The sequence below is a fragment of the Streptomyces poonensis genome (assembly GCF_014650915.1).
In the GTDB taxonomy this organism is placed as follows: domain Bacteria; phylum Actinomycetota; class Actinomycetes; order Streptomycetales; family Streptomycetaceae; genus Streptomyces; species Streptomyces poonensis.
On sequence record NZ_BMVW01000002.1, the window covers coordinates 319,399 to 344,007 of the forward strand.

General features: G+C 73.2%; 20 protein-coding genes and 1 pseudogene. 10 read left to right on the top strand and 11 right to left on the bottom strand.

The genetic code is table 11. The features are described from left to right. Positions 1–79: 79 nt before the first annotated feature. Complete coding sequence (locus IE242_RS08355; RefSeq protein WP_189856923.1) at positions 80–1,348, top strand: wax ester/triacylglycerol synthase domain-containing protein; 1,269 nt, start codon at positions 80–82, stop codon at positions 1,346–1,348. Here IE242_RS08355 and lpdA read toward each other — a convergent pair. Continuing rightward, positions 1,338–2,738, bottom strand: a complete 1,401-nt coding sequence (lpdA, locus tag IE242_RS08360) for a dihydrolipoyl dehydrogenase (RefSeq protein ID WP_189856925.1) — start codon at positions 2,736–2,738, stop codon at positions 1,338–1,340. The two genes, IE242_RS08355 and lpdA, sit on opposite strands and share 11 nt — an antisense overlap. Before the next feature lie 250 nt (positions 2,739–2,988). Here lpdA and IE242_RS08365 point away from each other — a divergent pair, with 250 nt between their 5' ends. The 4 genes from IE242_RS08365 (at position 2,989) to IE242_RS08380 (ending at position 6,086) form a co-directional block, all read left to right on the top strand. Beyond that, the gene (locus IE242_RS08365) at positions 2,989–4,197 is read left to right on the top strand and encodes an ROK family transcriptional regulator (protein ID WP_189856927.1); all 1,209 of its coding nucleotides are present in this window, start codon (positions 2,989–2,991) and stop codon (positions 4,195–4,197) included. 107 nt (positions 4,198–4,304) lie between these two features. Continuing rightward, on the top strand, positions 4,305–5,168 hold the full coding sequence (locus tag IE242_RS08370) for a Cof-type HAD-IIB family hydrolase (protein WP_189856929.1): 864 nt from the start codon (positions 4,305–4,307) through the stop codon (positions 5,166–5,168). Positions 5,169–5,310: 142 nt separating this feature from the next. Next, positions 5,311–5,559: a helix-turn-helix transcriptional regulator gene (locus tag IE242_RS08375; RefSeq protein WP_189856931.1), complete on the top strand. Its 249-nt coding sequence runs from the start codon at positions 5,311–5,313 to the stop codon at positions 5,557–5,559. Next, positions 5,556–6,086: a hypothetical protein gene (locus IE242_RS08380; protein WP_189856933.1), complete on the top strand. Its 531-nt coding sequence runs from the start codon at positions 5,556–5,558 to the stop codon at positions 6,084–6,086. The genes IE242_RS08375 and IE242_RS08380 overlap by 4 nt, the downstream gene beginning before the upstream one ends. Positions 6,087–6,122: 36 nt before the next feature. Here the strand turns inward: IE242_RS08380 and IE242_RS08385 are convergent, their stop codons facing one another. Continuing rightward, entirely contained in the window at positions 6,123–6,917 is a 795-nt protein-coding gene (locus IE242_RS08385) for a helix-turn-helix domain-containing protein (RefSeq protein WP_229858493.1), read from the bottom strand. A 1,218-nt stretch (positions 6,918–8,135) separates the two neighbouring features. Here IE242_RS08385 and IE242_RS08390 point away from each other — a divergent pair. Further along, positions 8,136–8,297 (top strand): annotated as a pseudogene (locus IE242_RS08390) (SDR family NAD(P)-dependent oxidoreductase); the annotation flags it as partial. A 1,077-nt stretch (positions 8,298–9,374) separates the two neighbouring features. Here IE242_RS08390 and IE242_RS08395 read toward each other — a convergent pair. Continuing rightward, the gene (locus tag IE242_RS08395) at positions 9,375–10,289 is read right to left on the bottom strand and encodes a restriction endonuclease (protein WP_229858495.1); all 915 of its coding nucleotides are present in this window, start codon (positions 10,287–10,289) and stop codon (positions 9,375–9,377) included. A gap of 95 nt (positions 10,290–10,384) precedes the next feature. Continuing rightward, entirely contained in the window at positions 10,385–11,833 is a 1,449-nt protein-coding gene (locus IE242_RS08400; protein WP_229858498.1) for a hypothetical protein, read from the bottom strand. 122 nt (positions 11,834–11,955) lie between these two features. Here IE242_RS08400 and IE242_RS08405 point away from each other — a divergent pair, with 122 nt between their 5' ends. Both IE242_RS08405 and IE242_RS08410 read left to right on the top strand, forming a co-directional pair. Continuing rightward, positions 11,956–12,510 carry a DUF1269 domain-containing protein gene (locus IE242_RS08405; protein WP_189856936.1) on the top strand — a complete coding sequence of 185 codons (555 nt, stop codon included), beginning with the start codon at positions 11,956–11,958 and terminating at the stop codon, positions 12,508–12,510. Continuing rightward, positions 12,510–12,992 (top strand): DUF1269 domain-containing protein, encoded by a 483-nt coding sequence (locus IE242_RS08410; RefSeq protein WP_189856938.1) that lies wholly within the window; start codon positions 12,510–12,512, stop codon positions 12,990–12,992. The genes IE242_RS08405 and IE242_RS08410 overlap by 1 nt, the downstream gene beginning before the upstream one ends. A gap of 217 nt (positions 12,993–13,209) precedes the next feature. Here IE242_RS08410 and IE242_RS08415 read toward each other — a convergent pair whose 3' ends face one another. Continuing rightward, on the bottom strand, positions 13,210–14,589 hold the full coding sequence (locus IE242_RS08415) for a diacylglycerol/lipid kinase family protein (RefSeq protein ID WP_189856940.1): 1,380 nt from the start codon (positions 14,587–14,589) through the stop codon (positions 13,210–13,212). A 293-nt stretch (positions 14,590–14,882) separates the two neighbouring features. Between IE242_RS08415 and IE242_RS08420 the strand changes: the two genes are divergently transcribed. Next, entirely contained in the window at positions 14,883–15,944 is a 1,062-nt protein-coding gene (locus tag IE242_RS08420; protein WP_189856942.1) for a hypothetical protein, read from the top strand. Continuing rightward, entirely contained in the window at positions 15,941–16,465 is a 525-nt protein-coding gene (locus IE242_RS08425; RefSeq protein WP_229858500.1) for an RDD family protein, read from the top strand. The genes IE242_RS08420 and IE242_RS08425 overlap by 4 nt, the downstream gene beginning before the upstream one ends. 301 nt (positions 16,466–16,766) lie before the next feature. Here the strand turns inward: IE242_RS08425 and IE242_RS08430 are convergent, their stop codons facing one another. From IE242_RS08430 to IE242_RS08455, 6 genes are all read right to left on the bottom strand, one after another. Beyond that, positions 16,767–18,260 carry an alpha-amylase family protein gene (locus IE242_RS08430; RefSeq protein ID WP_189856944.1) on the bottom strand — a complete coding sequence of 498 codons (1,494 nt, stop codon included), beginning with the start codon at positions 18,258–18,260 and terminating at the stop codon, positions 16,767–16,769. Next, entirely contained in the window at positions 18,257–21,052 is a 2,796-nt protein-coding gene (locus IE242_RS08435) for an MGH1-like glycoside hydrolase domain-containing protein (RefSeq protein ID WP_189856946.1), read from the bottom strand. The genes IE242_RS08430 and IE242_RS08435 overlap by 4 nt, the downstream gene beginning before the upstream one ends. A gap of 116 nt (positions 21,053–21,168) precedes the next feature. Further along, positions 21,169–22,638, bottom strand: a complete 1,470-nt coding sequence (locus tag IE242_RS08440) for a diacylglycerol/lipid kinase family protein (RefSeq protein WP_373299480.1) — start codon at positions 22,636–22,638, stop codon at positions 21,169–21,171. Continuing rightward, positions 22,635–23,075: a DUF7144 family membrane protein gene (locus IE242_RS08445; protein WP_189856948.1), complete on the bottom strand. Its 441-nt coding sequence runs from the start codon at positions 23,073–23,075 to the stop codon at positions 22,635–22,637. The genes IE242_RS08440 and IE242_RS08445 overlap by 4 nt, the downstream gene beginning before the upstream one ends. Before the next feature lie 48 nt (positions 23,076–23,123). Further along, positions 23,124–23,546 carry an SHOCT domain-containing protein gene (locus IE242_RS08450; protein ID WP_189856950.1) on the bottom strand — a complete coding sequence of 141 codons (423 nt, stop codon included), beginning with the start codon at positions 23,544–23,546 and terminating at the stop codon, positions 23,124–23,126. A 192-nt stretch (positions 23,547–23,738) separates the two neighbouring features. Further along, complete coding sequence (locus IE242_RS08455; protein WP_189856952.1) at positions 23,739–24,389, bottom strand: HdeD family acid-resistance protein; 651 nt, start codon at positions 24,387–24,389, stop codon at positions 23,739–23,741. Between the last annotated feature and the right edge of the window lie 220 nt (positions 24,390–24,609).

The following is a 24,609-nucleotide window of genomic DNA, read 5'->3' on the forward strand; positions in this document are numbered from 1 at the left end:
CACGAGAAGCGAACACCACGGAACACCGGAGGGCAGCCGGCAGGGGTGCCCGAGCGAGCAGGGAAAGGCAACGCACCAGATGAGGCTGTCGGTCGTAGACCAGGGGCACATTCGCAGCGGACAGCCGGGGACCATCGGCATCGCCGCGCTGTTCACCGGGGACCCGCTGGACCTGGCGGAGGTGCGGTCCCGTGTGGGTGCCCGGTGGGGCGGGCTGGACCGGATGGGCTGGGTCCTCAGGCGGCCCGCCGGACCGGCGGCACTGACGGCCCACCACTGGCTGCCCGCGGGCCCGTTCGATCCCGCGACGCACGTCGTCCCCTCCGGGGAGGGACTGGAGTCCGTACTGACCGCCGGTGTCAGCCGGCCGCTGCCCGCCGGCCGGCCCCTCTGGCGGCTGGTCGTGGCGGAGAACGCGACGGCGGACGGCGAGCACGCCCTCGTCCTGCTCGCCCACCACGGGCTGCTCGACGGCAGATCGCTGGAGACCCTCGTCCGGCTGCTGATGGACGACGCCGTACCGCCGCGTCCCGCGGGACCGGCCCTGCCCCGCCCGTCCGCCGTCCCGGCCGTCCTGCGCAGGGAGCTGCACCGCCTCGGCGCCCGTGGGCAGGCCTTCCCCGTGTCCCCGGCCGAGGCCCGGCCGTCACTGGCCGTCGTACGGCTCCCGCCCGAGGTGGTGGGCGCGGCCCGGCACCGGCCGGTCCACGGCCGCGGGGCGACGCTCAACGAACTGCTCCTGGCGTCGCTCGCCGGAGCCCTGCGCTCCTGCTACGGACCGCTCCCGGGCTGGCCCGACGGCCCGACCCCCGTCTACGCCACGCTGCCGGTCGACCTGAGGTCCCGGCGGAACACGCACGAGCTGGGCAACATCGTCACCGCGCTCCGCGTTCCGCTCCCCGTCGGCCTCGTGTCCGCGGCCGACCGCCTCCGCGTGTGCCAGGACCTGGTCGCCGCACTCCAGGACCGCTGTGACGCCCACCGCGCGGCACTGCCCACGGTGGAGGCGGCGGCACGGCTGGTCCCGGGTCTGTCGAACGCCATGGCGCGGCGCCTGGTACGGCCCGACGTCACCCCCACCGTGTGCACGGCGTTCAAGTGGCGGGACAACCCGTGCGCGCTGCACGGCCGCCGGCTCACGCGCATCGTCCCGCTGCCCCAGCTCAACCCGCCCGGCACGGCGAACCTCTGTCTCGTCCAGACCGCCGACGCCTACACCCTCACCGTGGTGAGCCACCTCCGCCCGGCGGACGCCGCGATGCTCGGCGACGCCGTGACGCGGGAGTTCGAGGAACTGGCGGCGTTGCCGGACTCCGCGGCGGCTGACGTCGCTTCTCCTACATGTTGATCATGTGTCCTGCCAGGCCGTGCACCGCCTCCTTGACCGCCTCGCCCAGGGTGGGGTGCGCGTGGACGTTGCGGGCCACCTCGTGGACGGTGAGGTCCCACTGCTGGGCCAGGGTCAGTTCGGGGAGCAGTTCGGTGACCTCGGGGCCGATGAGGTGGGCGCCCACGAGCTCGCCGTGCGTGCCGTCGCTGATGATCTTGACGAAGCCGACGGGGTGTCCCAGGCCGTGGGCCTTGCCGTTGGCCGTGAAGGGGAACTTGGCCACCTGGACGTCGAAGCCCCGCTCGCGCGCCTGCGCCTCCGTCCAGCCGAAGCTGGCGATCTGCGGCTGGCAGTAGGTGGCGCGGGGGATCATCGGGTAGTCGAGTTCCATGGTCTCCGCGTCGGCGATGGTCTCCGCGGCCACGATGCCCATGGACTCGGCGGCGTGGGCGAGCATCAGCTTGGCGGTGACGTCCCCGATCGCGAAGATGTGCGGCACGCTGGTGCGGCACCGGCCGTCGACGTCGATCGCGCCGCGTTCGGTGAGGCGGACCCCGGTGTTCTCCAGGCCGTAGCCCGCGACGTTCGGGGCGAAGCCGATGGCCTGGAGGACCTTGTCCGTCTCCAGCGTGCGGCGTTCGCCGTCCTTGGCGACGGTCACCCGGACCCGCTCGCCGGAGTCGTCGATGGCCTCCACGGCCGTACCGGTGAGCACCTGGATGCCCAGCCTGCGGTAATGCCTGGCGAGCTCCTTGGAGATCTCCTCGTCCTCCAGCGGGACCATGCGGTCGAGGTACTCGACGATCGTCACGTCCACGCCGTAGCTGCGCAGCACGTACGCGAACTCGACGCCGATCGCGCCCGCGCCGGCGATGACGATGCTGCCGGGCAGCTCCTCGCTGAGGATCTGGCTCTCGAAGGTGACCACGCGCTCCGACAGGGAGGTGCCGGGGAGCAGCCGGGGGGTCGCGCCCGCCGCGATGACGCAGTGGCCGAAGGTCACCGTCTCGGTGCCGCCGTCCGTGCGCGTCACCACCAGGGTGTGGTCGTCGGTGAAGCTGCCGCGCCCGTCGAACTGGGTGATGGCGTTCTTCTTCATCAGGTAGTGGACGCCCTTGACCCGGCCGTCGGCCACCTTGCGGCTGCGCTGGAAGGCGGCTCCGTAGTCCACCGAGACATCACCGCCGAACGAGATGCCGTAGGACTTCGCCTCGCTGGTGACGAACTGCACCATCTCGGCGTTGCGCAGCAGGGCCTTGGAGGGGATGCAGCCGACGTTGAGGCAGATCCCTCCCCAGTAGCGCTCCTCGACCACCGCGGTGGTCAGACCGAGCTGTGCGCTGCGTACCGCGGCCGTGTAGCCGCCGGGTCCCGCTCCGAGGACGAGGACATCGAAATGCTGGCTCACAGGGGCACCCTCGCCCGGCGCCGGTCGGCACGCAACCGCTTCGCACGACCCCTCCCTGTGATCTTCCCCTCACCGCTGCCGGGCGGACCGGCACCGCAGCGTGTGCCCGCACCACGGCCCGGCCCGGCGGCGCGTCCCCGTCATCGAGCTGCGCTTCGCCCGGCCGGACACCGCATGGACGGCCCCGCAGGTCCGGGGCGGGGAGTCACCGCCCGCCTATTTGGGAAACAGTCCTTACTAGAATGGGCACATGTCCTCGCCCCCGCCGCCCCGGCCGTCCCTGGAGATGCTGCGCGCACTGACCGACGAGAACGTGCTGCGTGCGCTCATGGACCGGCCACGCCTGACCCGCGCGGAGATCTCCGCCCACACCGGGATCTCCAAGCCGACCATCTCCGACAGCGTGGCGCGGCTGAGTGCGGCGGGCCTGGTGGTGGACACCGGGGAACGCACCGCGGGGCGCGGACGGGCCGGCTCGTACTACTGCCTCGCGCCGCGGCTCGGCGCCGCACTGGTCGCGAGCATCACCCCGCACGGAGTGGTGGCCGAAGCGGTGGACGCCCACGGCCGCGTCGTGGAACAGGTACGGGCCGGACTCGGGCGGACCGCGGGAGCGGACCTCGCCGCCCGGACACTGGCGGCCGTCGCCGGCCGGCTCCGCACACGGGTGCCGGGCGGGCTGCGGACCGCCGTGGTCAGCGCGGCCGATCCGGTCGACCGTACGACCGGCCGGCTCGTCCGGCTGCCCGACGCGCCCTTCCTGGTCGGCGACCTCGACCCGGCGGCCGTCCTCGCTTCCTCGGTCACCGGTCCCGTGCTGGTCGACAACGACGTCAACTGGGCCGCTCGCGCCGAGCACCACGCGGGCCGCGCGCAGGGCGTCGACGACTTCGTCTACGTCCACCTCGGCGAGGGACTCGGCTGCGCCGTGGTCCACGACGGCGCGGTCCGGCGCGGCCGGCACGGGCTGGCCGGGGAGATCGCCCATCTGCACACCGCGGGGCCGGACGGTACGGCGATGCCGCTGACCGAGGTGTTCGCCGCTCTCGGCCTGCGCCGGCCCGCGTCGACCGCGATCGACGTCGCGGCGCTGGAGTCGGCCGTCGCCGGGGACGACGAGCGAGCGCGCCGTGTCCGCACCGTCCTCGCCCGCGCGATCAGCGGCGTACTGGCCGCCGCCGTCTCCCTCGCCGACCCGGAGATGATCGTCGTCGGGGGCGCCTGGGGCAGCCGTCCCCGCATGATCGCCGCCATCGGCGACCACTTCGGCCACAGCCCGCGCCCCGTCCGTGTCGCCGCGGCCGGGCTGACCGCGCCCGAACTGACCGGCGCGCGCACGCGCGCCCTGGAAGAGCTGCGCTCCCTCGTCGTCCGGTCCGCGCGCCCCGCCGGGGACCGGACGCCGTCGAAGGGCCGCGCCCCCTCGTCGCCCGCTCCGCGCGCCATCGGGGACCGATGACCGCCGGCACCGTACGCGGACCCCGACCGCCCCCGGCCGTTCTGTGGCCCGCCCCGCCCTCGCACCCCCGACCGCCCGACCGACCTCCCCGCACCCCCAGGAAACTCATGACCACCTTCCGGCCCCGGCCCGCACAGGCCCTGCCCGCCATCGAGTCCGCCACCCCGCCCGACATCCGACTCGTCGTCACCGACATGGACGGCACCCTGCTGGACGGCGACGGGCGCATACCCGACGGCCTGTGGCCGCTGCTGGCCGAGCTGGACCGCCGGGGCGTGGTGTTCTGCCCTGCCAGCGGGCGCCAGTACGCCACCTTGCTGCGCCAGTTCCAGCGGGCCGCACCCGGCATGGTCTTCATCGCCGAGAACGGCACGTACGTCGTGCGGGACGGCCAGGAGATCAGCTCCGACCTCCTGGACCGCGACGTCGTCGGCCAGGTCGTACGGACCGTCGAGGGCCTGCCCGCCGAAGGTGTGGACGCCGGCCTGGTGGTGTGCGGCAAGAGGTCGGCCTATGTGGCCCGCACCGACCCGGCGTTCCTCGCGGAGGTCAGCATCTATTACGCACAGCTGGAGACGGTGGAGGATCTCACCGCAGTCGACGACGACATCATCAAGCTCGCCGTCCACGACTCCGGACGTGCCGAGGACGGCACCGCTCCCGCGCTCAAGAAGTTCGGCGCGACCCATCAGGTCGTCCTCTCCGGCGAGCACTGGATCGACATCATGAGCCCCACCGCGAACAAGGGCGCCGCGGTCCGCGGCCTCCAGCGGCGGCTGGGCATCACCCCCGACCAGACGGTGGTCTTCGGCGACTATCTGAACGACCTGGAGATGCTCGACGCGGCATCCTGGTCCTTCGCCATGGCCAACGCCCACCCCGACATCGAGCGCCGGGCCCGCTACCGGGCCCCGGCCAACACGGACAACGGCGTCGTCGCCACTTTGACCGCGCTGCTGCGCCTGCCGTAGTCCGGCGGCGCATCCGGCCCCTTCGCGGCGGCGCCCTCACGAGGCGAGGGCGCCGCCGCGAAGCCGCGTGACGGCATCCTCCTCGGCTTCCTCGCCCCGAACCCGGTTGCAGACTTTCTTCAAGATGTAGTACTTCTTATACATGAGCGAGCAGGTACACAACAGGTTGGCGATGGTGCGCGCCGAACGGAAGGTGTCGCGCCAGGACCTGGCCGCGGCGATGGGAGTGCACTACCAGACCATCGGCTACATCGAGCGAGGGCAGTACAACCCGAGCCTCGACCTCGCACTGAAGATCGCGAAGTTCTTCGCGCTGCCGGTGGAGGCGTTGTTCTCCCTCGACCCGTTCCGGCCGCTCACGGACGAGGTTTACGGGAGGAAGCAGCCATGACGACGACTCGGATGACCCGCTACGACCGGAGCATGCTGCGGCTGATGAACGACCGCAGAGGACTTCCGCTGTACGCCACGACCGCACGCCGGCGCCTGGTCGTCGCCGTGCACGTCGCGCTCACCGCGGCCATCGGGGCGCTGATCACCCACACGTACCTCGCGGTGGCGGAGCCGGTGTGGCCCCTCGTCGTGGCGATGGTCCTGCTGCTGCCCTGGATGGTCGCGACGGGGGCGATCAACGGTGCCACCCGCGGCCTGCTGGAACTGCGTGAGCGTGCCCTCGACGAGCGGCAGTCCGCCGAACGCAGCCGGGTCCTGGCCCGCGCCCACCGCGTGATGACACTGCTGCTGGCCGCGACCGCGGCCGGTCTGCTGATCGCGGGAGCGGCCGCCGGCGACGCGCCCAGGGCGTACGCGGCCCCCGTCCTCGTCACCGCCCTCGCGGTCCACTGGCTGATGCCGTTGTGGGTGGCCGGCCTCATGGCCCGGGACGAGCCGGTCGAGGACGACGGACTCGGGGCGTAGGAGCGGGCGAGGGTGGCGCCCGACCGGCTGGATGCCCTACGGCGCCCCCGACAGTCCCGCGAGGCCTGAGGCGGCACGGAGGTAGGCCGCGTAGCGGACGCGCACCGCGCCGTCGGGCTCCTGCCGGCCTTCCTCCCAGGCGCGCACCTCGTCGACGCCGACACCGACGCTCGCGGCGACCTCGGCCAGCCGGAGTCCGAGGGCCTCGCGCCGGTGGCGGCGTTCGGCGGGAGCGGGCAGGGGCGGGCACAGGCAGGGGGGCTTCTCGGTGGCTGCCGAGGGGCTCCGTACCGCGCCCTCCGGTTCACTGGGCCCTTTCGCTCCTCTCGGTTCTCTGGGCCCTGTCGCTCCTCTCGGCTCTCTCGCGTCGCCCGTCCTGTGCCGCTCGAACAGCTCCCGCAGCAGGCTCAGCTCGATGTCCAGCAGACAACGGCGCAGGGCGGCCGTGTCCGTGGCGGTGAGGAAGCCGTCGGGGACCTGGAAGAACCGTTCGAGATCGAACTGGTGCCGGGCCTTCGGGCGGCGTTCGCCGGCGAGGAGGGCCGAGCACTGCTGGCGCGACATGTGCGCCCCCTCGGCGATCTCCTCATGCGTGTACATACGCCCGTTCGCCTTGCGGCGGGTGTCCCGCAGGACCGCCATACGCCGAACAAAACGTTTCTCCGGATCACTGGGCGGCGGCCGGCGCCCGGCGAGGAGCGACGCGACCGTGTACTGGGGAACGCCGGACGCCTCGGCCAGCGCTCGCTCCTCCAGGACCTTCTCCGGAGGGTGCCCCAGTTGGCGCGCGAGGATCGCCACACGGGCCGCGATCACCGCTGGGGACGTCACCGGATGCTCGTCGGGCGGCGTGTGTTCTTCTTCCAACCTGTGACCAACCCCCACCTCGGACCGGGGCGCCCTGTCCGTGGCCGGGGCGCGGCACCGGCCGCCCATTGTTCCGCGCGAGAACGAAGTTGAACACCTGTCATGGAAGGCGGGCGGGTAAGGCCGGCCATGCGTCATGTGCCGGGTGTCATGTGCCAGGTGCCGTGAGCTCTCGCCACCGGCCACCGGCCACCGGCCACCGGCCACCGGCCACAGGACGCGGCAGGCCGTCGGAGTCGGCCAAGCGGCGGAGTCGGCCAGGCCGCAGAGTCGGCCAGGCGGCGGAAGGGGGCGCGGTGGCCCGCGCCCCGACGATCCGGGAACCGGAGTCCGCAGGCTGTGCGCGTCCCGCGGATCCCGGTCCCCAGTCCTCCGGCCCTTCGAGTGGGGCTCACTCCCGCTGTACCCCACAGGGACGGTGAGGACAGCCCCGCGCGAGGCCCTCATGCCACGGCAGGACGCGAGTCCCTGCGCGAGGCGGCCGCCGTCATCGCCGACCAAGGGCGGCGGCCGTCCCTGTCTCCGGGCCGACGGAACCTCCCGCACGTCCCGCCGGTCCGGTCACACCCCGTTCACTGCGTGTCCGCCGTGGCGGCGGACACGGCGTCCCGGCCGTCCCGTCCCTCGAAGCCCGGACCGATCGGAACGGGTCTGCATCGACCGATCATCTGTCCCTGCCGCTGCAGCCGTCACCGGATGCGCGGCGCCGGCTTTCGGCCAGGTCCCGTCCGTCCCGTCCCGTCCCGCCACGGGACACGCACGGGCAGCCTCGCCGCACCCATCAGCAGTTCTGGCCTCAGCTTCCCAACCCGGTCGCGTCCGGTGCAGCGCCGTATGCGCAACCCGGCCCGCTGCCGCTGGCCACAAAACGAAATCACGGGTGTGCGCCACATCACCCGGTGTCAGGGCAGACCCCTGGAACATCCGGCGTCGGTCAACCGTTCATCCTCATGTGGCTGCGGAGGGGACAGTGTCCCCGGGCCTCACCTTTTGCCCATGGGGACGATCGTTCGGCTGAAGCCCCATGGAGCCTTTCGCCGCGAGGCGACCGCCCTCCGCACGCCACCCCTCTACGGCCCCGGTCGGCCTCCCCCCTCTGGCCGGGGCTTCCTCTTGCCCGCGTACCGGACGACGCCTGTGCGCGTGACGGTCGGCGACGCCCCGCCCGGTCACCCCGTCCCCATGGACGACCACAGGCCGCTCGCCCTGGTGACCGGGGCTCTGGGCGGAATCGGGTACGAACTGGCCAGGCTGTTCGCGGAGCACGGCCACGACCTGCTGATCAACGCCGAGGACGAGCGCCTGGAGCACGCGGCGCAGCGGCTGCGGGAGACGGGCGCCCAGGGCGTGGCCGACCGGATGCTGCCCGACAGCGCCAGAGCCACCCTCCGGGACCGCGGCGCGGAGCGGATCGCGGCGCATCCACGCGGGACACGGCGGCCGCGGCCACTGCTGCGCATCCCCCGCCGTGCCAGGTCCCGCCGTCCTCCGGTGGCCATTGGTGGCGGGTCACCCCGGGTCGTACTCCGCCCCCGGAGGAGCCGCCCCTTCAGCCTCCGGCGAGGTTGTCATGGTCACGCAGGAATTCGCCAGCGGCGATGAACGCCTCACCGCCCACCGGCACCACGGTCACCGAGATCGCCACCCGCCGGGGCTTCTTTCCACCCCGGGCGCTTCGCCGCTCACTATCGCTCCGCCTACGGCCGCACCCCCCTCCAGACCCTGCTCGACGGCTGAGCGACGATCACGGGCGAGCCGAATCCGGGGCCGGAGAGTTCGGCGTCGTCCGGGCGCCGACCGGAACACACCGGCGCCCGGACAACGGATCACGGCGGGCCGCTCGGGACGAGCATCGGCCCCTGGCAGGGTGTATCGGCCCCTAGCGGGGCGTGACGGCGGGTGATTCCGCATCCGGTGGGGCCGTCATCAGTTTCATGAACGACGCCATGCACGCCGCACAATGACCCGCCCGTTCCGCGCTCGCCGCGTCGACCGCGCGGATGAGCGTCCGGCCGCACAGGGTCTCGCTGGACCGCTTGGCCATGACGTGCCACACCAGCACTCCCCCGTGCTCTTCGTGGCCTGCACACATCTCGTACATGATCGGCTCCCTTGATGGACGCCTCTCTCCCTCCAGCAGACCTCACCTCGGCCGTACGCACGCAGCCGCGGGGGCCATTCGGGTGACGACACCCCCGTGACCTGCGGTTTCGCGAGGACGGTGGGCCGCCCGCGGCGCCGGCCCTTCTGTACTCGTCCGAGCGGAATCGTGCACACAAGGACTGTTCCGGTGGGTATCGGGCATGCAGCGTTCAGCGAAGCGAGAGGGGAAGCCGTGATCTTCACGCTGTGCACCGCCGTACCGCTGCTCCTGGCCCTGCTGCTGGTCCACCATCAGGACTGCCCGCGCCGCTCGCCCCGTCACAAGCGCGGCTCCTGATCCGGCGCGGGGACCGGGCTCCGCCAGGGCGGCGGCCCCGTGCCGTCGCTCCAGGCCAGCAAGGCGTCCCGGTCCACGCACACGATCCCGCACTGCTCGGCGTACTCGGCCGCCGGGGCGGTGAAGCCGCTGGTGGTGACCACGACGGCGACATCGGCCCCGTGCACGGTGAAGCATGTGCCGCCGAAGCGCTGAAGGTCCTGGGAACCGACCCGGTTGGTCTCGCCGTACCGCTTGCACTGGATCACCACGCTCCGTCCGTCCGGAGCGACGGCCAGGACGTCCGCGCCCAGGTCCCCCGCCCCGCCCACGACCTCGACCTCCACGCAGCCGTCCCGCTCGCACAGCGCGGCCGTCGCCTGCTCGAACTCGTCGGCGTCCAGGGCGTCGTAGTCGACGGTGACGGTTGCCTCATGCATGTCACACGTCTCATACATCTCATACGATTCGGATGCCTCGTACGTGGTGGTGCCGTACGCGGCGGTTCCGTCGTCCGGCAGGACGAGCGTCCGCTCGACGCCGGTGTCACCGGCGGCGGCACCGTCCTCGGCCGTCGGCGCCGCCACGGTCACGTCCCGGCCGCGGGGTGCCCCGGCGTCCAGTTCGTCCACCGCCGTTCTCGTCGCCTCGTCGAGGGCCTCGGCCGCCCGGCGCACCGCTCTCGCCGCGGAGGACCGGCGTCTCCCGCGCCGGAAGGCCACCACCGGCGCCACCCCTGTCGTCGCCAGGACGACCGCCCAGACGGGACGCCGCTCCACGACATCGGCCAGGGCGCGCACGGTGAACCCCGCGAGGCTCACCATGACGGCGAGGAGGCCGAAGAACAACGCCGTCGAACGCAGGTCGAAGGTGCGCTTGCGGTCCACCGGGCGGGTGCGGCGTGTGGGCGTGGCCACGATGTTCGATCCCCCTCACTCACGGCAACGGACAAGAGAACGACACGAAGATCACTCCCGTCGTGTGCCCCCGATCAAGGAGTTCACCGGTATGCCTACGAGGGCGGGAGGTCACCGGGAGGCGTCTCGCCGGCCGGGGCCGCGGTGCCGTCACGGGCCAGGAGGGTGACCGCGCCCTCGTACGCGGCCAGCCCGGCCGCGACCACGAGCAGCCCGGCCCACGAGGACAGCAGCAGCGCTGTCAGGACCGCGACGACGACGCCCCCGACCCGCAGCACATCGGCGTGCCCGCGGATCCACGGCCTCGACCGGCCGACGGACCTGGCTCGTTGACCGACCCGCGTCAGGAGCCGACCGGTGGCCTGGGCGCCCTGGACCACACAGTGGCGCAGCGCCACGGGGAGGCGTCCGGGGCCGACCAGGTAGGCGAGTACGGCGAGCGCGACGCCGGCCCAGAGGAGCTGGTCACCGCGTGTGCGCAGGGGCTCGAAGACGTCCCACAGCGCGGTCCGTACTCCCTCGCGGTAGACGCCGGGCCGCACCTGGCCGAGGAGGTGGTCCCGCACGGCCCGCAGGACGGCCGTCATCGCGGTGGTCGTCACCACCAGCCACAGGCCGAGCTGGAGGAGAGTGCGCCGGGGGCGCGGCGAGACCCACAGCGCGAGGGCCAGCAGCAGGGGCACGGCGACGACCAGTCCCACCACGGCGCGCCTGCACAGCAGCACGGCGTCCTGCAGCTGCCCGAGCCGGTGCCGGTCGTAGAGCCTGACCTGGGCGAAGTCCTCCGGCAGCGTCACCCCGAGCGCCTTGTCGATCCGGTCGCGCAGTCCGGGCGGGAACTCGCCGGACTTCACGGGCGGCAGGTCGATCCTCTTGCCGAACACGGTGGGGAGCCGGTCCTCCAACGCGTTGATCAGGTTGTTGACCAGGGGCAGCAGGTCGAGCGTGACCGTGTCGCCCCGCACCTCCACGTTCGGGGCGCGGTTCTCCAGCACGGCGACGATCCGTGGGTGCATGGAACGGTTCGCCGAGCGCCACAGCTCCTGGAACTCCTCCGTCCTGAGCAGCTCGCCGACCGAGTCCCGTACGTGGTCGTGGACGGCGGCGGTGACCGGTGCCGCGATGAAGGACGCCCGGTCGGGCAGGGCGTCGGACAGCCGCCGCTCGACGTCCAGCTGGTCGAACAGTTCGTCGGTGAGATAGGCGGAGAGGGCCGCGTTCACGGCCGGGTCCTCCGGCAGCGGGCCCACCGTGGCGACCCACCGGTCCGTGTCGAGGGCGGTCCGCGCGGCCCACACCCCGATCACCCCGCCGACCGCGCACACCGCCACCAGCGCGATCAGAACGGCGGCCACCGCTCGTCTGACGGCCAGGAGCCGGGCACGCCGCCGCTGCTCGGTCCCGACACGGGCGCGCAGCGCCTCGACCTCCGCCCGCAGCAGCTCCAGTTCTCCGGCCTCCCTGTGGGACACGGGGTCCGCCCCTTCGGCCGGCACCGGAGCCTCCCCCTCGCGGTACGCGGCAGTGTCCTCCTCGCGGGCCATGGGCGTCTCACCTCCTCCGCCCACCGTCGGGGACGCGGCACAGCGGCCCCTCACCCCCGGCGGGTGACGCGGCGCCGCGCGTTTCACGGCTCGATGGAACGGTGCCGTCGAAGGGAGTCACCATGGTCATGATCGGTCCGGTGCAGCTGCTGGTGGTCGAGTTCGGGCCCGACGCCGAGTTCGCGGGGCGGATCGTCGAAGAGCTGGAGACCTTGGAGTCGAACGGGCAGATCCGCGTTCTCGACCTGTTGTTCGTACAGAAGGAGCCGGACGGGAACCTCTTCGCCCTCGACTACCAGGCGACGGGCATGGGCGACATGGTCGCCGCGCTGCTCGGCATGCCGCACGAGTCCCTGCGCGGAGCGGAGGCGGCGTATCCGTCACTGACCGAGGGCAACGCCTTCGGTCTCACCGCCGGCGAGATCAGGGACATGGCGGGGGCGCTGGCCCCGGGGACCGCGGCGGGATTCGTCCTGCTCGAGCACGTGTGGGCGAAGTATCTACGGAAGGCGATCCGTGACGCGGGCGGCATGCCCGTCGCGGAGGGCTTCCTCACCGAAGAAGCACTCGAACCCGTGGCCGCGCAACTCACCGCCGTGGCGGAGCAGCTGGGCGAACCGACCGCTCCCCCGGCCCGCGCGAGCCGGACGGCCGGCCATGGCCGAAGGAGGACCTGATGGCGGATCTCATCGTGCTGGGCTTCTCCGACAAGGAGAAGGCGGAAGCGGTGATGCGGCTGTCGAAGGAGCTGTCGCGGCAGGAACTGCTGGACCTGGAGGACTCGGCGGTCGCCTGGCGCACCGCGGACGGCAAGCTGCATGTGCACCAGACGTACAACACCACCGCGGCCGGCGCGGCCGGCGGTGCGCTGTGGGGCACGCTGTTCGGCATGCTGTTCCTGATGCCCGTGTTCGGGGCCGCGGTCGGCGCGGCCACGGGCGCGATCGCCGGCAAGCTCAGCGACGTCGGCATGCACGACGGCTTCGTCAAAGAGGTGGCGGCCACCCTCGAACCGGGCCGGGCCGCGGTGTTCGCCCTCGTCCGCAGCTCCACGCCCGACCGGGTACGCGACGCGCTGCGTCCGTTCCACCCGACGGTGATCCGTACGTCGCTCACCAAGGACCGCGAGGAGGAACTCATCGAGGAGCTGACGAAGTAGCGGCGCCGGGCAGGCCGTACGCCGCCGGGGCGGAGACGCCCCGGCGGCGTATTGCCGGTGACCGAGTGGCCAGGTGACCGAGTGGCCAGGTGACCGAGTCGGTCGACCCTCGCGGTCGCGGGTCTCAGCCCCGGGCCGCACTTTTGTCGTCACGCCGTGCCTGGTGGTCCGGTCCCCGGCCGCCCGGCCCTGTACGGACCCGGATCGCCCACCCGGTCTACGGGGCGCCGCTCCGGGTCGGTTTCAGGGCGGCGAGTTCGTCCGGTGAGCGCGCCGGCGTCAGGGCCAGCCTCCCGAGCAGACGCCAGTCCAGCGGCGGCCGGGCACCGCGGGGCCCCGGCCGCCGGCGGGGGACGATCACCCGCAGGGCCCGTGGCCGCACCTCGCAGTGGACGGGAACACGGAGCCGTGAGGCCTCGCCGTCGACGTCGGCCCTCAGCCACCGCACATCGGCGTCGATCCGCACGTCCATCGCCGCGGTCCGTGTCAGGCCGGTGGAACGCCAGCCCCTCAGGAGCCCGGCGGCGTGGGCGGCGCCGGTCACCTCGACGCCGACGCAGCCCAGCGCACCGCCGTCCAGGCGCGGACGGGTCCCGAGCCCCGCGATGTCACCCGTGCCGTACGGGTTGTTGCTGACCAGCAGGGCCTGCGGGGCGCAGCAGGTGACCGCTCCGGCCCGCGCGGTGAGCGGGACGCCCTCGTGCCCCGCGAGCAGGCCGGGCAGCGCCTCCAGCGCCGTACGGACATGGCCGTCGCGGCGCCGGAAGCCGCGCGCGTGGCCGTTCCGGTACCAGGAGCCCGACGCCGCGCCCCCGTAGGCTCCGAACGCCACGTCGCTGACGAAGGGGCGGTCGCCCACCCTGCCCATGTCGACGTGCACCTCCACGCCGTCGTACAGCGCGTCCAGCGCCCTGACCGGGTCGTCGCAGTCCAGTCCGAGACTGCGGGCGAAGTGGTTGCGGGTGCCCGCCGGGATCACCAGGAAGGGGAGGTGCAGGGCGGCGGCGACGTCGGCGACCGGTGCCTGCATGCCGTCGCCGCCCGCGACGCCGAGCAGATCGGCACCCTCGGAGGCCGCCTTGCGGGCCAGTTCGGCGACGTCGGTCTCACCGCGCCATTCCAGCTGCAGCACCTCGGCGCCCAGGGCCTCGGCCCGCTCGCGCAGCGAGAACCGCCGTACCTTGCCGCCGCCCGAGCGCAGGTTCATGATCAGGAAGGGGTGGTGGATCTCGGGTGCCGGATGCTCGCGCGGCGGCACCGGCGCGTCGTGCCGGAGCAGGGCGGTCCGGGCCGTACCGGCCGCCACCAGCCACAGCAGCGCGGAGACGGCGACGGCCCACCCCAGCCGGGCCGAGGAGTACTCCCACAGGACCCACACCGGGGCCGACACGGCCAGCGCCCTGGCGAGGAGGCGCCGGGCACCCCGCCGGGTGAGCCCCCACCAGACCCCGGCGGCGGTGAGCGCCAGACCGACGAGTCCCACGGCCGCCAGGGCGGGGGACCGCAGAGCCGCGCCCACCAACAGGACCAGCACGGCCGCGGCGGCGGCCCCCAGCGCGACGCGCGCGGGCTGTTGCTCTCGCATCGTCGGTTCCATGACCGAACTGTGCCGCCCGGGTGGGGGGCCCGCATCACCCTGGGGAGGCGATTGCCGCCGACGGGGGCGTTCCGCCCGCCCCGTGCCGGGCCCCGCCCACCGCCTGCTGTACGGCTGCTCCGCCTGCTGAGGGGCGCAGAAGGCCAGAACCCGGATCACCAGCACGTCCAGCGCGATGAGAGAGCGCCGATGCCGACGCCGACGCCGACGCCGGTCATCATGCGGACGGCCACTGAGCGCGGTCACCCCCGAAGGGTGATGTCCCTTCGGACGCGGGCTGCTGTGATCGTGCCGTGACCAGTCCTGACGACGGCCCGCCCGGCCCGGTACCCGCCGACGGAGCGGCCTGTCGCGGCCTCGCGGGCAGGGTGGTCGTGTACGCGTCGCGTCTCGTCGTGGGGCTGGCCGACGCCGCCGCGCAGACCGTCACCGCCGCCGTCGGGGGCACCGTACGCGGCCGGCCGGGGGACGGACGGGGTGCGCTGCCCGATGCCGCGCTGGGCCTCGTCCTGCACCTGGAACGGCGGGCGCTCGCCGCGGTGGCCGCCGTGGACGTCCGGGTACTGCCCCGCGTGCGCGCCGTCGCGCGCGGCTTCGTACCGGCCGGGGTCGCCGACCTGGTCGAGGAGCACATCGCCCTGTGGAGCGCGCGCGGCGCGGCGGAGCGGCTGCGGGCCCGCGAGGAACTCCGTGGTACGGCACGGGCGGTGACACGGGCGCTCACGGCCGCCGTTCTCGCCGAGGTCGACGTGGACGCCGTGGCCGACCGCGTGGACGTGGAACGGATCGCCCGGCGCGTGGACGTGGACGCCGTGCTCGCCCGGGTCGACCTGGTGACGTACACGGAACGGGTCCTCGGGAAGCTCGATCTGGTGGCGTACACCGAGGCCGTCCTGGAGGAACTCGAGCTGGGGAGGATCGTGCGGGACACGGGCGGCAGCATCGCCGGGGAGACGCTCGACGCGTTCCGCCGCCAGAACGTGCGCGCCGACCGGCTCGTGCAGCGGCTCACCGACCGGGTACTGCGCAGAGGCGGTCCGGGCGGGGATGCCCTCGCGCCACGGGTGCCCGTGCCTCAGACATCTGTGCCACGGCCGTCCGTGCCGCAGATGTCCGTACCGCCGGTGTCCGTGCCGCCCGCGTCCGCACCGCCGTCCGAGTCACTGGCATCCATACCACCGGCACCACCGGCGTCTGCGCCACCGGCGCCCGTGCCACCGACGCCCGTGCCATCGCTGTCCGCACCAACCGCGTCCGCACCACCGACGTCCCCGCCATCCGCGTCCGTCCCCTGGAAGGAGGTGGACGTCCCGGCCACGGCTCCGACGCCTCCGCCGACCGGGCCTCGGCCGTGACGTCACCGGTCCGCGGCGCACCGTCCCTCCAGGGGCGGCCGGCCGGGATCGTCTCCCGGACGGTGGCGGGTGCCGTCGACCTCCTCGTGGTGCTCTGCACCGTCTTCTCGATCCACTTCGGCTTCGCGGCCGGGCGTTATCTGCTGCTGGGCCCGCCGTTCGCGCTGCCGAAGCCCGCGGCCTGGGTCACCCTCGGTCTCGGCTACGGCACCGCAGTCGCCTATCTGGCGGGCAGCTGGATGATCGGCGGGCGCACGGTCGGCGACCAGTTGCTGGGGCTGCGGGTGCTGAGCCGTTCCCGGGGGCGGCTCACCCTCGTCACCGCCGTGCTGCGGGCCGTGCTGTGCGTCTTCCTGCCCTGGGGCCTGCTGTGGATACCGGTCGACCGGCGCGGGGCGTCCGTGCAGGACCGCCTCGTGAACAGCGCCGTCGTGCACGACTGGTACGGCAGGTCCCGGCCCGTGACGGACGTCTCCCGCACGGGCCCGCGGACCCCGGTGAGAGGTGATCCCGACGGCTGAGGCGGCAGCATCGTCCGCCCCGACGCCGGGGCGCGTCCGGCGAGGTGGAGAGGCGCGGCAGGGCGGGATCCCGGGCTGTCGCGCAGTGTGTCGAATCTCGGCTCGTCCCTCGGTGCGCGGTCGCCGGGCCGGTGGGCCTGGTAGTCGCCGTGGTGCTCCTGCCACTCGGCCGGGCCGCGGCGGAGGGGACCAAGTGAGGAACGGCCCCTCCGCGCGGTCCTCTCCGCCGTGCGGTTCTCCGTGCAGTGTTCCTTCAGGCGGGTGATGCGGTCTTCCGGGCGGCTCCCCGCAGGTCTCTCCGTCAGCCGGCGGGCTCGACGGCGAACACGTGCGCGCCCCACGCGTCCAGGTCGACGAAGAGTCCGGGGCCCGCCAGTTCGCTGCCGGAGCGGACGTAGCGTTCACCGTCGACGAGGTCCAGCAACTCCCAGTCACCGCCGGCGAGTTCGGGCCACGGCGGGCGGATCATGCCCTGTGCGGGACGGCCGGAGAGGTTCACCGCCACCAGGTGCCGGCCGCCTCCCGCCTCGCCCGTCCAGCTCCAGGCGAGCAGGTCGCGGTACGTGCCGTTGTCGGGCCAGCCCGTGGGCTCCAGCAACTGCCAGTGCCCGTCCCGCATCCGGCTGTCGCGGACCGTGGCCAGGAGCCGTTCGTGGAAGGCCCGCAGTTTCTCGTCGGGCGGCTCGTCGGGGCGCCGGGTCAGGAAGACGGGCAGGTGGGTGCGGCGCCCGGTGAACTGGCCCTCGTGCCACAGGGTCGCTCCCGGCAGGGTGGCGATGACCACGGCGGCCGCGCGCTGCCGGGCCGGCGGAGCGAGGGTGGCCGCCGCGCGCGGCTCGTCGTGGTTCTCCAGGAAGCGGACCAGTCCGCGCTGATAGCCGTCGTCGGCGCGCAGGTGGTCGCGTACCGTCCCGGTGTTCTCGTGCAGCAGCCGGTCGTAGAGCCGCTTGTCGTAGGCGTGGTCGAAGCCCTGCTGCTGCAACGCCCATTCCAGGTCCCAGTAGGCCTCGGCCACGAACACCATGCCGGGGTGCCGGCGCCGCACGGCGGGCAGGACGGACGCCCAGAAGTCCTCCTCCGGGGCGGGTCCGACGCGCTGCCCCCACGTCCGGGCGAACACGTCGTTCATCAGCAGCATCGCCATGTCGCAGCGGACCCCGTCGCACAGGTCGCCGATCCGGGTCAGGACGTCGGCGGTCAGCGCGCGCAGCGCGGGGCTGAACGCGTTGAGCTGGACGACGTCCGGCCACGGCGGGAAGAAGGGGTCCCGGCCGCGGGCGTACACCGTGCCGTGTGCCGCGAGGTAGGCGGCCGGGTCGCGCCGCAGGTCGTCGTCGGTGCCGCGGACGAAGCAGTCGGGGCGGTCGGCGAGCCAGGGGCTGTCCGGCGCGATGTGGTTGGGCACGTGGTCGAGGAGCAGGCCGACGCCGCGGCGGTCGAGTTCGGCGCGGGCGGCCTTGAGCCCGGCGGTGCCGCCGAGGGACGCGTCGACGGTGTACCTGCGGATGCAGTACGGCGATCCGGCGATGTCGTCGGGACCGGCGTCCGGGAGGGCCCGGGTGAACGACTCCCGCAGGGAGGGGTCCTCCAGGGCGATGCGGAGGCCCTCCGGGCTGCGTTCCCACACGCCCATGAGCCAGACGGCGTCCACGCCGTGCGGGGTGATCTCGTCCCAGGCGTCCTTGGGGACGTCGCCGAGTCCCGTCGGGCGCCGCCCGGTGCGACGCCCCACCTCCCGCAGCCAGACACGGGTGTTGATCTCGTACACGACGGGCTGCGCGGGCAGCGCGGTCATGACTCGCCTCCGTCCCAGGGATCGCGGAAGTCCTCCGGGCCGAGCCTGCCGAACATGATCATCAGGGTGGCGATCAGGCCCGTCCAGCCGGTCTGGTGCGCGGCGCCGATGCCCGCGCCGTTGTCGCCGTGGAAGTACTCGTGGAAGCTGATCAGGTCGTTCCAGTGCGGGTCGGTGCGGAACTTCTCCTGGCCGCCGTAGACGGGCCGCCGTCCGTCCGGGTCCTTCAGGAAGATACGGGTGAGCCGGTCCGAGATCTCCTTCGCCACCCCGTACAGGGTCATCCGGTTCCCGGAGCCGGTCGGGCACTCCACGGTGAGCTCGTCGCCGTAGAAGCCGTACAGGTTGAGCAACGCGCGGACGACGAGCACGTTCATCGGCAGCCAGATCGGCCCCCGCCAGTTGGAGTTGCCGCCGAACATGCCGGAGTCGGACTCGGCGGGCAGATAGCCGACGCGCAGTTCCTCGCCGTGCACCTGGAAGGTGTACGGGTGGTCGGCGTGGTAGCGGGACAGGGCCCGGACGCCGTACGGGCTGAGGAACTCGTCCTCGTCGAGCAGGCGGGCGAGGACCCGCTCCAGCTTCTTGTCGTCGACGGCGGACAGCAGCCGGGGACCGTCGGCGGGCCCGGCCGTCGCCGACTCCCAGGCGGCGGCCAGCGAGGGGTGCCGGTCGACGAAGCGCGCCATCCGCTCCCGCAGCCCGGCGACCCGCGCCAGCTGCCGGGGGTGGATCACAGTGGCGGCGCACAGCGGCAGCAGACCCACCATGGAGCGCACCTTCAGCCGCTGGGCCCGGCCGTCGGGCAGCCGCAGCACGTCGTAGAAGAAGCCGTCCTCCTCGTCCCACATCTCGTCGTCGCGGTCGCCGACGCGGTCCAGGGAGGCCGTGATCCACAGGTAGTGCTGGGCGAACTTGACGACCAGGTCCTCGTACGCCGGGTTGCCCTCGACGAGTTCGAGCGCCATCTGGAGCATGGTCTGGCAGTACAGGGCCATCCACGCGGTGCCGTCGGCCTGTTCGAGGTGCCCGCCGGTCGGGAGGGGCGCGCTGCGGTCGAAGACGCCGATGTTGTCGAGGCCGAGGAAGCCGCCCTGGAAGACGTTGCGTCCGTCGGGGTCCTTGCGGTTGACCCACCAGGTGAAGTTGGTCAGCAGCTTCTGGAAGGCCCGTTCCAGGAAGTCGCGGTCCGCGCGGCCGGTGAGCCGCCGCTCCAGCTGGTAGAGGAAGTACGTGGCCCAGCCGTGCACGGGCGGGTTGACGTCGGTGAAGTTCCACTCGTACGCGGGGATCTGCCCGTTGGGGTGCAGATAGACGTCCGTGAGGAGCAGTTCGAGCTGCTCCTTGGCGAAGGCCGTGTCGACCACGGCGAGCGCGACCGTGTGGAAGGCGAGGTCCCAGGCCGCGAACCAGGGGTACTCCCAGGTGTCGGGCATGGACACCACATGGTCGGCCGTCATGTGGAACCAGTCGTGGTTACGGATGCCGTCGGCCGCGGGGCCGAAGGGGTCGACGCCGTGCTCGGTGAGCCAGGCGTTGACGTCGAAGTGGTAGTACTGCTTGCTCCACAGCATCCCGGACAGCGCCTGCCGCAGCACCCGCGCCTCGTCCTCGCCCGCGCCGGGCGGGGTGAGCGCGCGGTAGAAGGCGTCGGCCTCCGCGCGCCGCTCCTTGACGACCGCGTCGAAGCGGCCGTCGCCCAGGGCGGCGGGCTCGGATCCGCCGTACACGCGCACCAGCCGCAGCCGGACGCTCGCGGAGCCGCCGGGCGCGACGGTCAGCGTGTGGTCCGCGACCGCCTTGGTGCCCGTGCGCTCGGGGTTGACGGCCGCCGTCTCGCCGTCGACGACGTACCGGCCGATGCCGTCCTTCACGTACGGCGACGGGTTCGGGGTGCCGTACAGGCGCTCGGTGTTCGTCTCGTTCTCCGTGAACAGCAGCGGGACGTCGGCGGAGCAACGCAGTTCCCAGGTGCCGAGGTCCGGGTGCTCGGCCCGGACGACCGGCTCGCGGGCCGCGCCGCCGGCCGCGGTGAGCCGTGGTTTCGCCAGCGCCGCGCCTGGTTCCGGCGGTCCGGGCCACGACCAGGTGTTGCGGAACCACAGCGTCGGCAGCACCCGCAGCGTCGCCTCGTCGGGGCCGCGGTTGGCGGCGGTGATCCGCATCAGGATGTCGTCCGGGGCGGCCTTGGCGTACTCCACGGTCACGTCCCAGTAGCGGTCGTCGTCGAAGACGCCGGTGTCCATGAGCTCGTACTCGAACTCTTGCCGCCCCCGGTCCCGGTTGACGGCCACCAGGTCGTTGTACGGGTACGGGACCTGCGGGTACTTGTACAGGTAGCGCAGGTAGGAGTGGCTCGGGGTGCTGTCGAGGTAGAAGTAGTACTCCTTGACGTCCTCGCCGTGGTTGCCCTCGGCGTTGGTCAGTCCGAAGGCGCGCTCCTTGAGGATCGGGTCGCGCCCGTTCCACAACGCGAGGGCCAGACAGAGGCGTTGGTGGTCGTCGCTGATGCCGCCGAGTCCGTCCTCGCCCCAGCGGTAGGCGCGGGAGCGGGCGTGGTCGTGCGGGAAGGAGGACCACGCGTCCCCGGACCGGCTGTAGTCCTCACGGACCGTGCCCCACTGCCGCTCGGCGAGGTACGGCCCCCACATCCGCCAGGCCGCGTCCTCGGCGCGCTCGCGTTCCGTCCGCTGCGCCTTGCTCCGTGCGGCCCTGGTGGCCTTGGCGGCTTTCGCGGTCTTCGTCGCCTTGGCGGCCTTCGATGCCTTCTCGGCCTTGTCCTGTGTGGCCATCGCGCTCACCCGATCCGGCTCGCAGGAATCCCGGGCACAGTGTCGTCGCGTCCGGACGGCCGGGCCTCCCCCGCACCGGGTGAGGCCGGCCGCCGGCCGGTGGTCGTGGCGTACCGCTAACCGGTCCTCGCGTGCCGCCCCCGGCCCGCGGCGTGCCGGCCCCGCCCCGTGGCCAGCGCGAGCCTCGCCACCCGCCGCCAGTCGGCCGGTGGCCTGCTCACGGGCGTACCGGGACGGTCACGCGGCACGCGGACCCGCAGCGCCCCGGGCACGATCCGGCACACCACCGGGGCCGGCAGGCTCACCGGCTCCCCGTCGATGCCGGCCGGCACGGTGGCCGAGTGCGCCCCGTCCGTCCCGTTCCTTCCGGTCGGCCCGTCCGGCGCGTCCGTCGCGTCCGTCTCGACGACGACCTCCCTGGCGGTCAGCCACGTCACGCCGGAGGAGGACGGACCGCGCATCGCGCCCACCGCCCCGGCGGTGTTGTCGACGCGTACGCACAGCACCCCGAGCTTCCCCGAGTCCAGCCGCTCCCTGCGGCCCGGGTGCGAGAAGTCCAGGCCGCCCCGGTAGGGGTTGTTGCTCACCAGCAGCGCCTGCAGCCCGTCGAGCCGCACGTCCGCGGCCCGCATCCGCAGCCGGGGCACGTCGTCGCCGGTGAGGAGGCCGGGCAGGGCGCGCAGGGCCGTGCGCGTCTTGTCGTCGCGGTAGGCGGGATCTCCGACGACGGCGGCATAGGTGCCGAAGGAGGCGTTGTTGACGAACACCCGCCCGGCGGCGAAACCCAGGTCGACCCGCATCTCGACGCCTTCGGTGAGGGCTCCGAGGGCCGCCGCCGGATCGTCGCGGTCGAGGCCCAGGTCCAGCGCGAAGTGGTTGCGGGTCCCCGCGGGGATCACCACGAACGGCAGGTCGTGGTGCACGGCCACCTCGGCCACCAGGGCCTGGGTGCCGTCCCCGCCCGCCACGGCCAGGAGGTCCGCCCCGTCGGCCACCGCGCGGTGGGCCAGTCCGGCCACGTCCTGGTGCTCGGCGGCGTCCAGCAGGGTCACCCGGGCGCCCGCGGCCCGCGCCTTCTCCACCAGGCCGAAGCGCTCGACCTTGCCTCCCCCGGAGCGTGGGTTCATCACGATCCACGGGTGGCGCGGGGGCTCGGCGAGGGCCGGTTCCCGTACGGGCGCGAGGGCCGCGTCGCCCGGTGTCAGCGCGGTACGGGCCGCCAGCACGGCCAGCGTCCACAGCCCCAGGGCGACGCAGGCGACCCACAGCATGCCGTACGCGACGAACACGGCGAGGACGGTGACCGGCGCGGCGATCGTCAGCGCCATGCCGGTCATCCGCACGAGTGCGGTGTGGGCGAGGGCCCACCACAGGCCGACCGCGGTCAGGGCCAGCCCCGCGAGGCCGAGCAGGATCCAGAACACGCTGCGCAGCCCGGCGGCGACGAGCGGCACCAGGACGCTGCCCAGCAGGGCGAGCAGCGCCAGGCGTGCGCACCAGGCGTGGCCGTCACGGGCGGCGGCCGCCCGTACCCCGCCCGGTGCGCCACCGCTGCCCGCGTGCCGGGCGCCGGTCCGGCGGATCACAGATCGCGCGGTGCGCGCTCGTACAGGCCGGTGTCGTCGCGCCGCACCACGCACAGGGCCCAGATGACGAACCCCGAGAAGGCGATCATCACCAGGGACCAGACCGGGAAGTACGGCAGGGACAGGAAGTTGGCGATGATGACGAGCGACGCGACGACGATCCCGGTGACGCGTGCCCAGGTCGCCGTCCTGAACAGCCCGAGGGCGATCACGACGGCCACCGCGCCCAGAACCAGGTGGACCCAGCCCCAGCCGGTCAGGTCGAACGCGAAGACGTAGTCGGGTGTGGTGACGAAGACCTCGTCCTGGACGATCGCCATGATGCCCCGGCAGATGTCGAGGACCCCCATGATCGTCAGCAATACGGCGGCGAAGACGGTCAGGCCCTCGGCCCATTGCTGTTTCGCTGTCACACGGTGCGGGTGTGTCGTGGTCATCCCGTTGCCTCGATTCGTTCGCGGCGGTACCGCGCGGCCGGCGCGGGGTCAGTGCAGGATCCTCTCCTTCGCCCGGCGGAACTCCTCCTCGGAGATGTCGCCCCTGGCGCGTATGTCGGACAGCCTGGCGAGATCGTCGATCTCACTGGTGCGGGAGCGTGAGGCGCCGGCCGCCGTCTCCCGGACGTAGGCGTCGAACGCCTCCTGCTGCGCACGCGCGTGGGCGAGTTCACGACGGCCCATGTTCCTGCCGCGCGCGACGACGTAGACGAACACACCGAGGAAGGGCAGCAGGACGACGAAGACGAGCCAGGCCGCCTTGGCCCAGCCGCTCAGGGCGTCGTCGCGGAAGATGTCGGCGACGATCCGGAAGAGCAGGAAGAACCACAGGACCCACAGGACGAGCCAGAGCATCGTCCAGAAGGCGCCCAACAGCGGGTAGTCGTAGGCGAGGTACAGCTGTGCGTCCACGTCTCTCCTCCGTTCCCGGACGTCCGCCGTTCCCGGACGTCCACCGTTGCCGCGTCCGCTCCTGGGCACCGGCCGTTCCCGGGCGTCCGCCGCCGGCCGTCTCCCCTTCAGCGTGTCCGCCGGGGCCGCCGGGTACCTCACCCGAGGCGGGTGAGCGTGTGCCGGACGGGACCGGCCGGGCCCGCCGCGGGCTCAGGTCACGGCGGAGGGACCGGCGACCCGGCCCGTGACCGTCTTGCGGAGCGCGGCCCGCACGACGAACGCCAGGACCAGCTCCACCAGGCCGAGCAGGATCAGCCACAGGCCGAGCAGCCGGGTCAGGGCCACGGCCGACTCGGCCGGCAGGACGAGCACCACGATCCCGGCGACGATGCCGAGGAGGGCCGTGCCGAGGGCGAAGCCGCGGTGGGGCAGGTCCCCGAGGGTGAGCGCCGCGTAGGCGGTCAGCATGCCGGACACGAGCCAGACGACGCCCACGATCAGCGACAGCGCGGCCACGGTCTGCAGGGGGTGGCGCAGGCAGAGCACCCCGGCCAGGACGAACACCACCGCGAGGAGCAGCCGCGCGGCCCGCTCGCCGCGCGCTCCTCCGGCGAACGCCGCGACGAACCGGAACACCCCGATCAGCAGCAGGTACAGCCCGACGACCACCGCCAGGACGTGCAGCGTGCCGTGCGGCCACAGCAGGATCACGATGCCGGGCAGCAACGTCACGAGCGCGGAACCCAGCGTCCAGCCCCAGGAGTCGCCCAGGAGCGCGAGCAGCTCGGCGGGGTCGCCGGCCGTCCCGTCGGACGTGCCCTGCGGGCCGGATCGCGATGCCGGCCGACGCGGTGCGGTCATGGCGTCCTCCTCGCGTGCTCGGCGCGTCCGGCGGGACGGTGTGCGTGCACCACCGCACCCACCGTCCCGCGTACCGGCGGCCGCCCGGATCACCCCCGGCGGGTGATCCGGGCCGGGCACCGCGCCGGTGTGGTGAGCACGGGACACCTTCACCGTCCCGCGGGCGACCCGAGGGAGAGGAGCGACACGTGCGGAAGGACTTGAACGGCCGGGCAGCCGC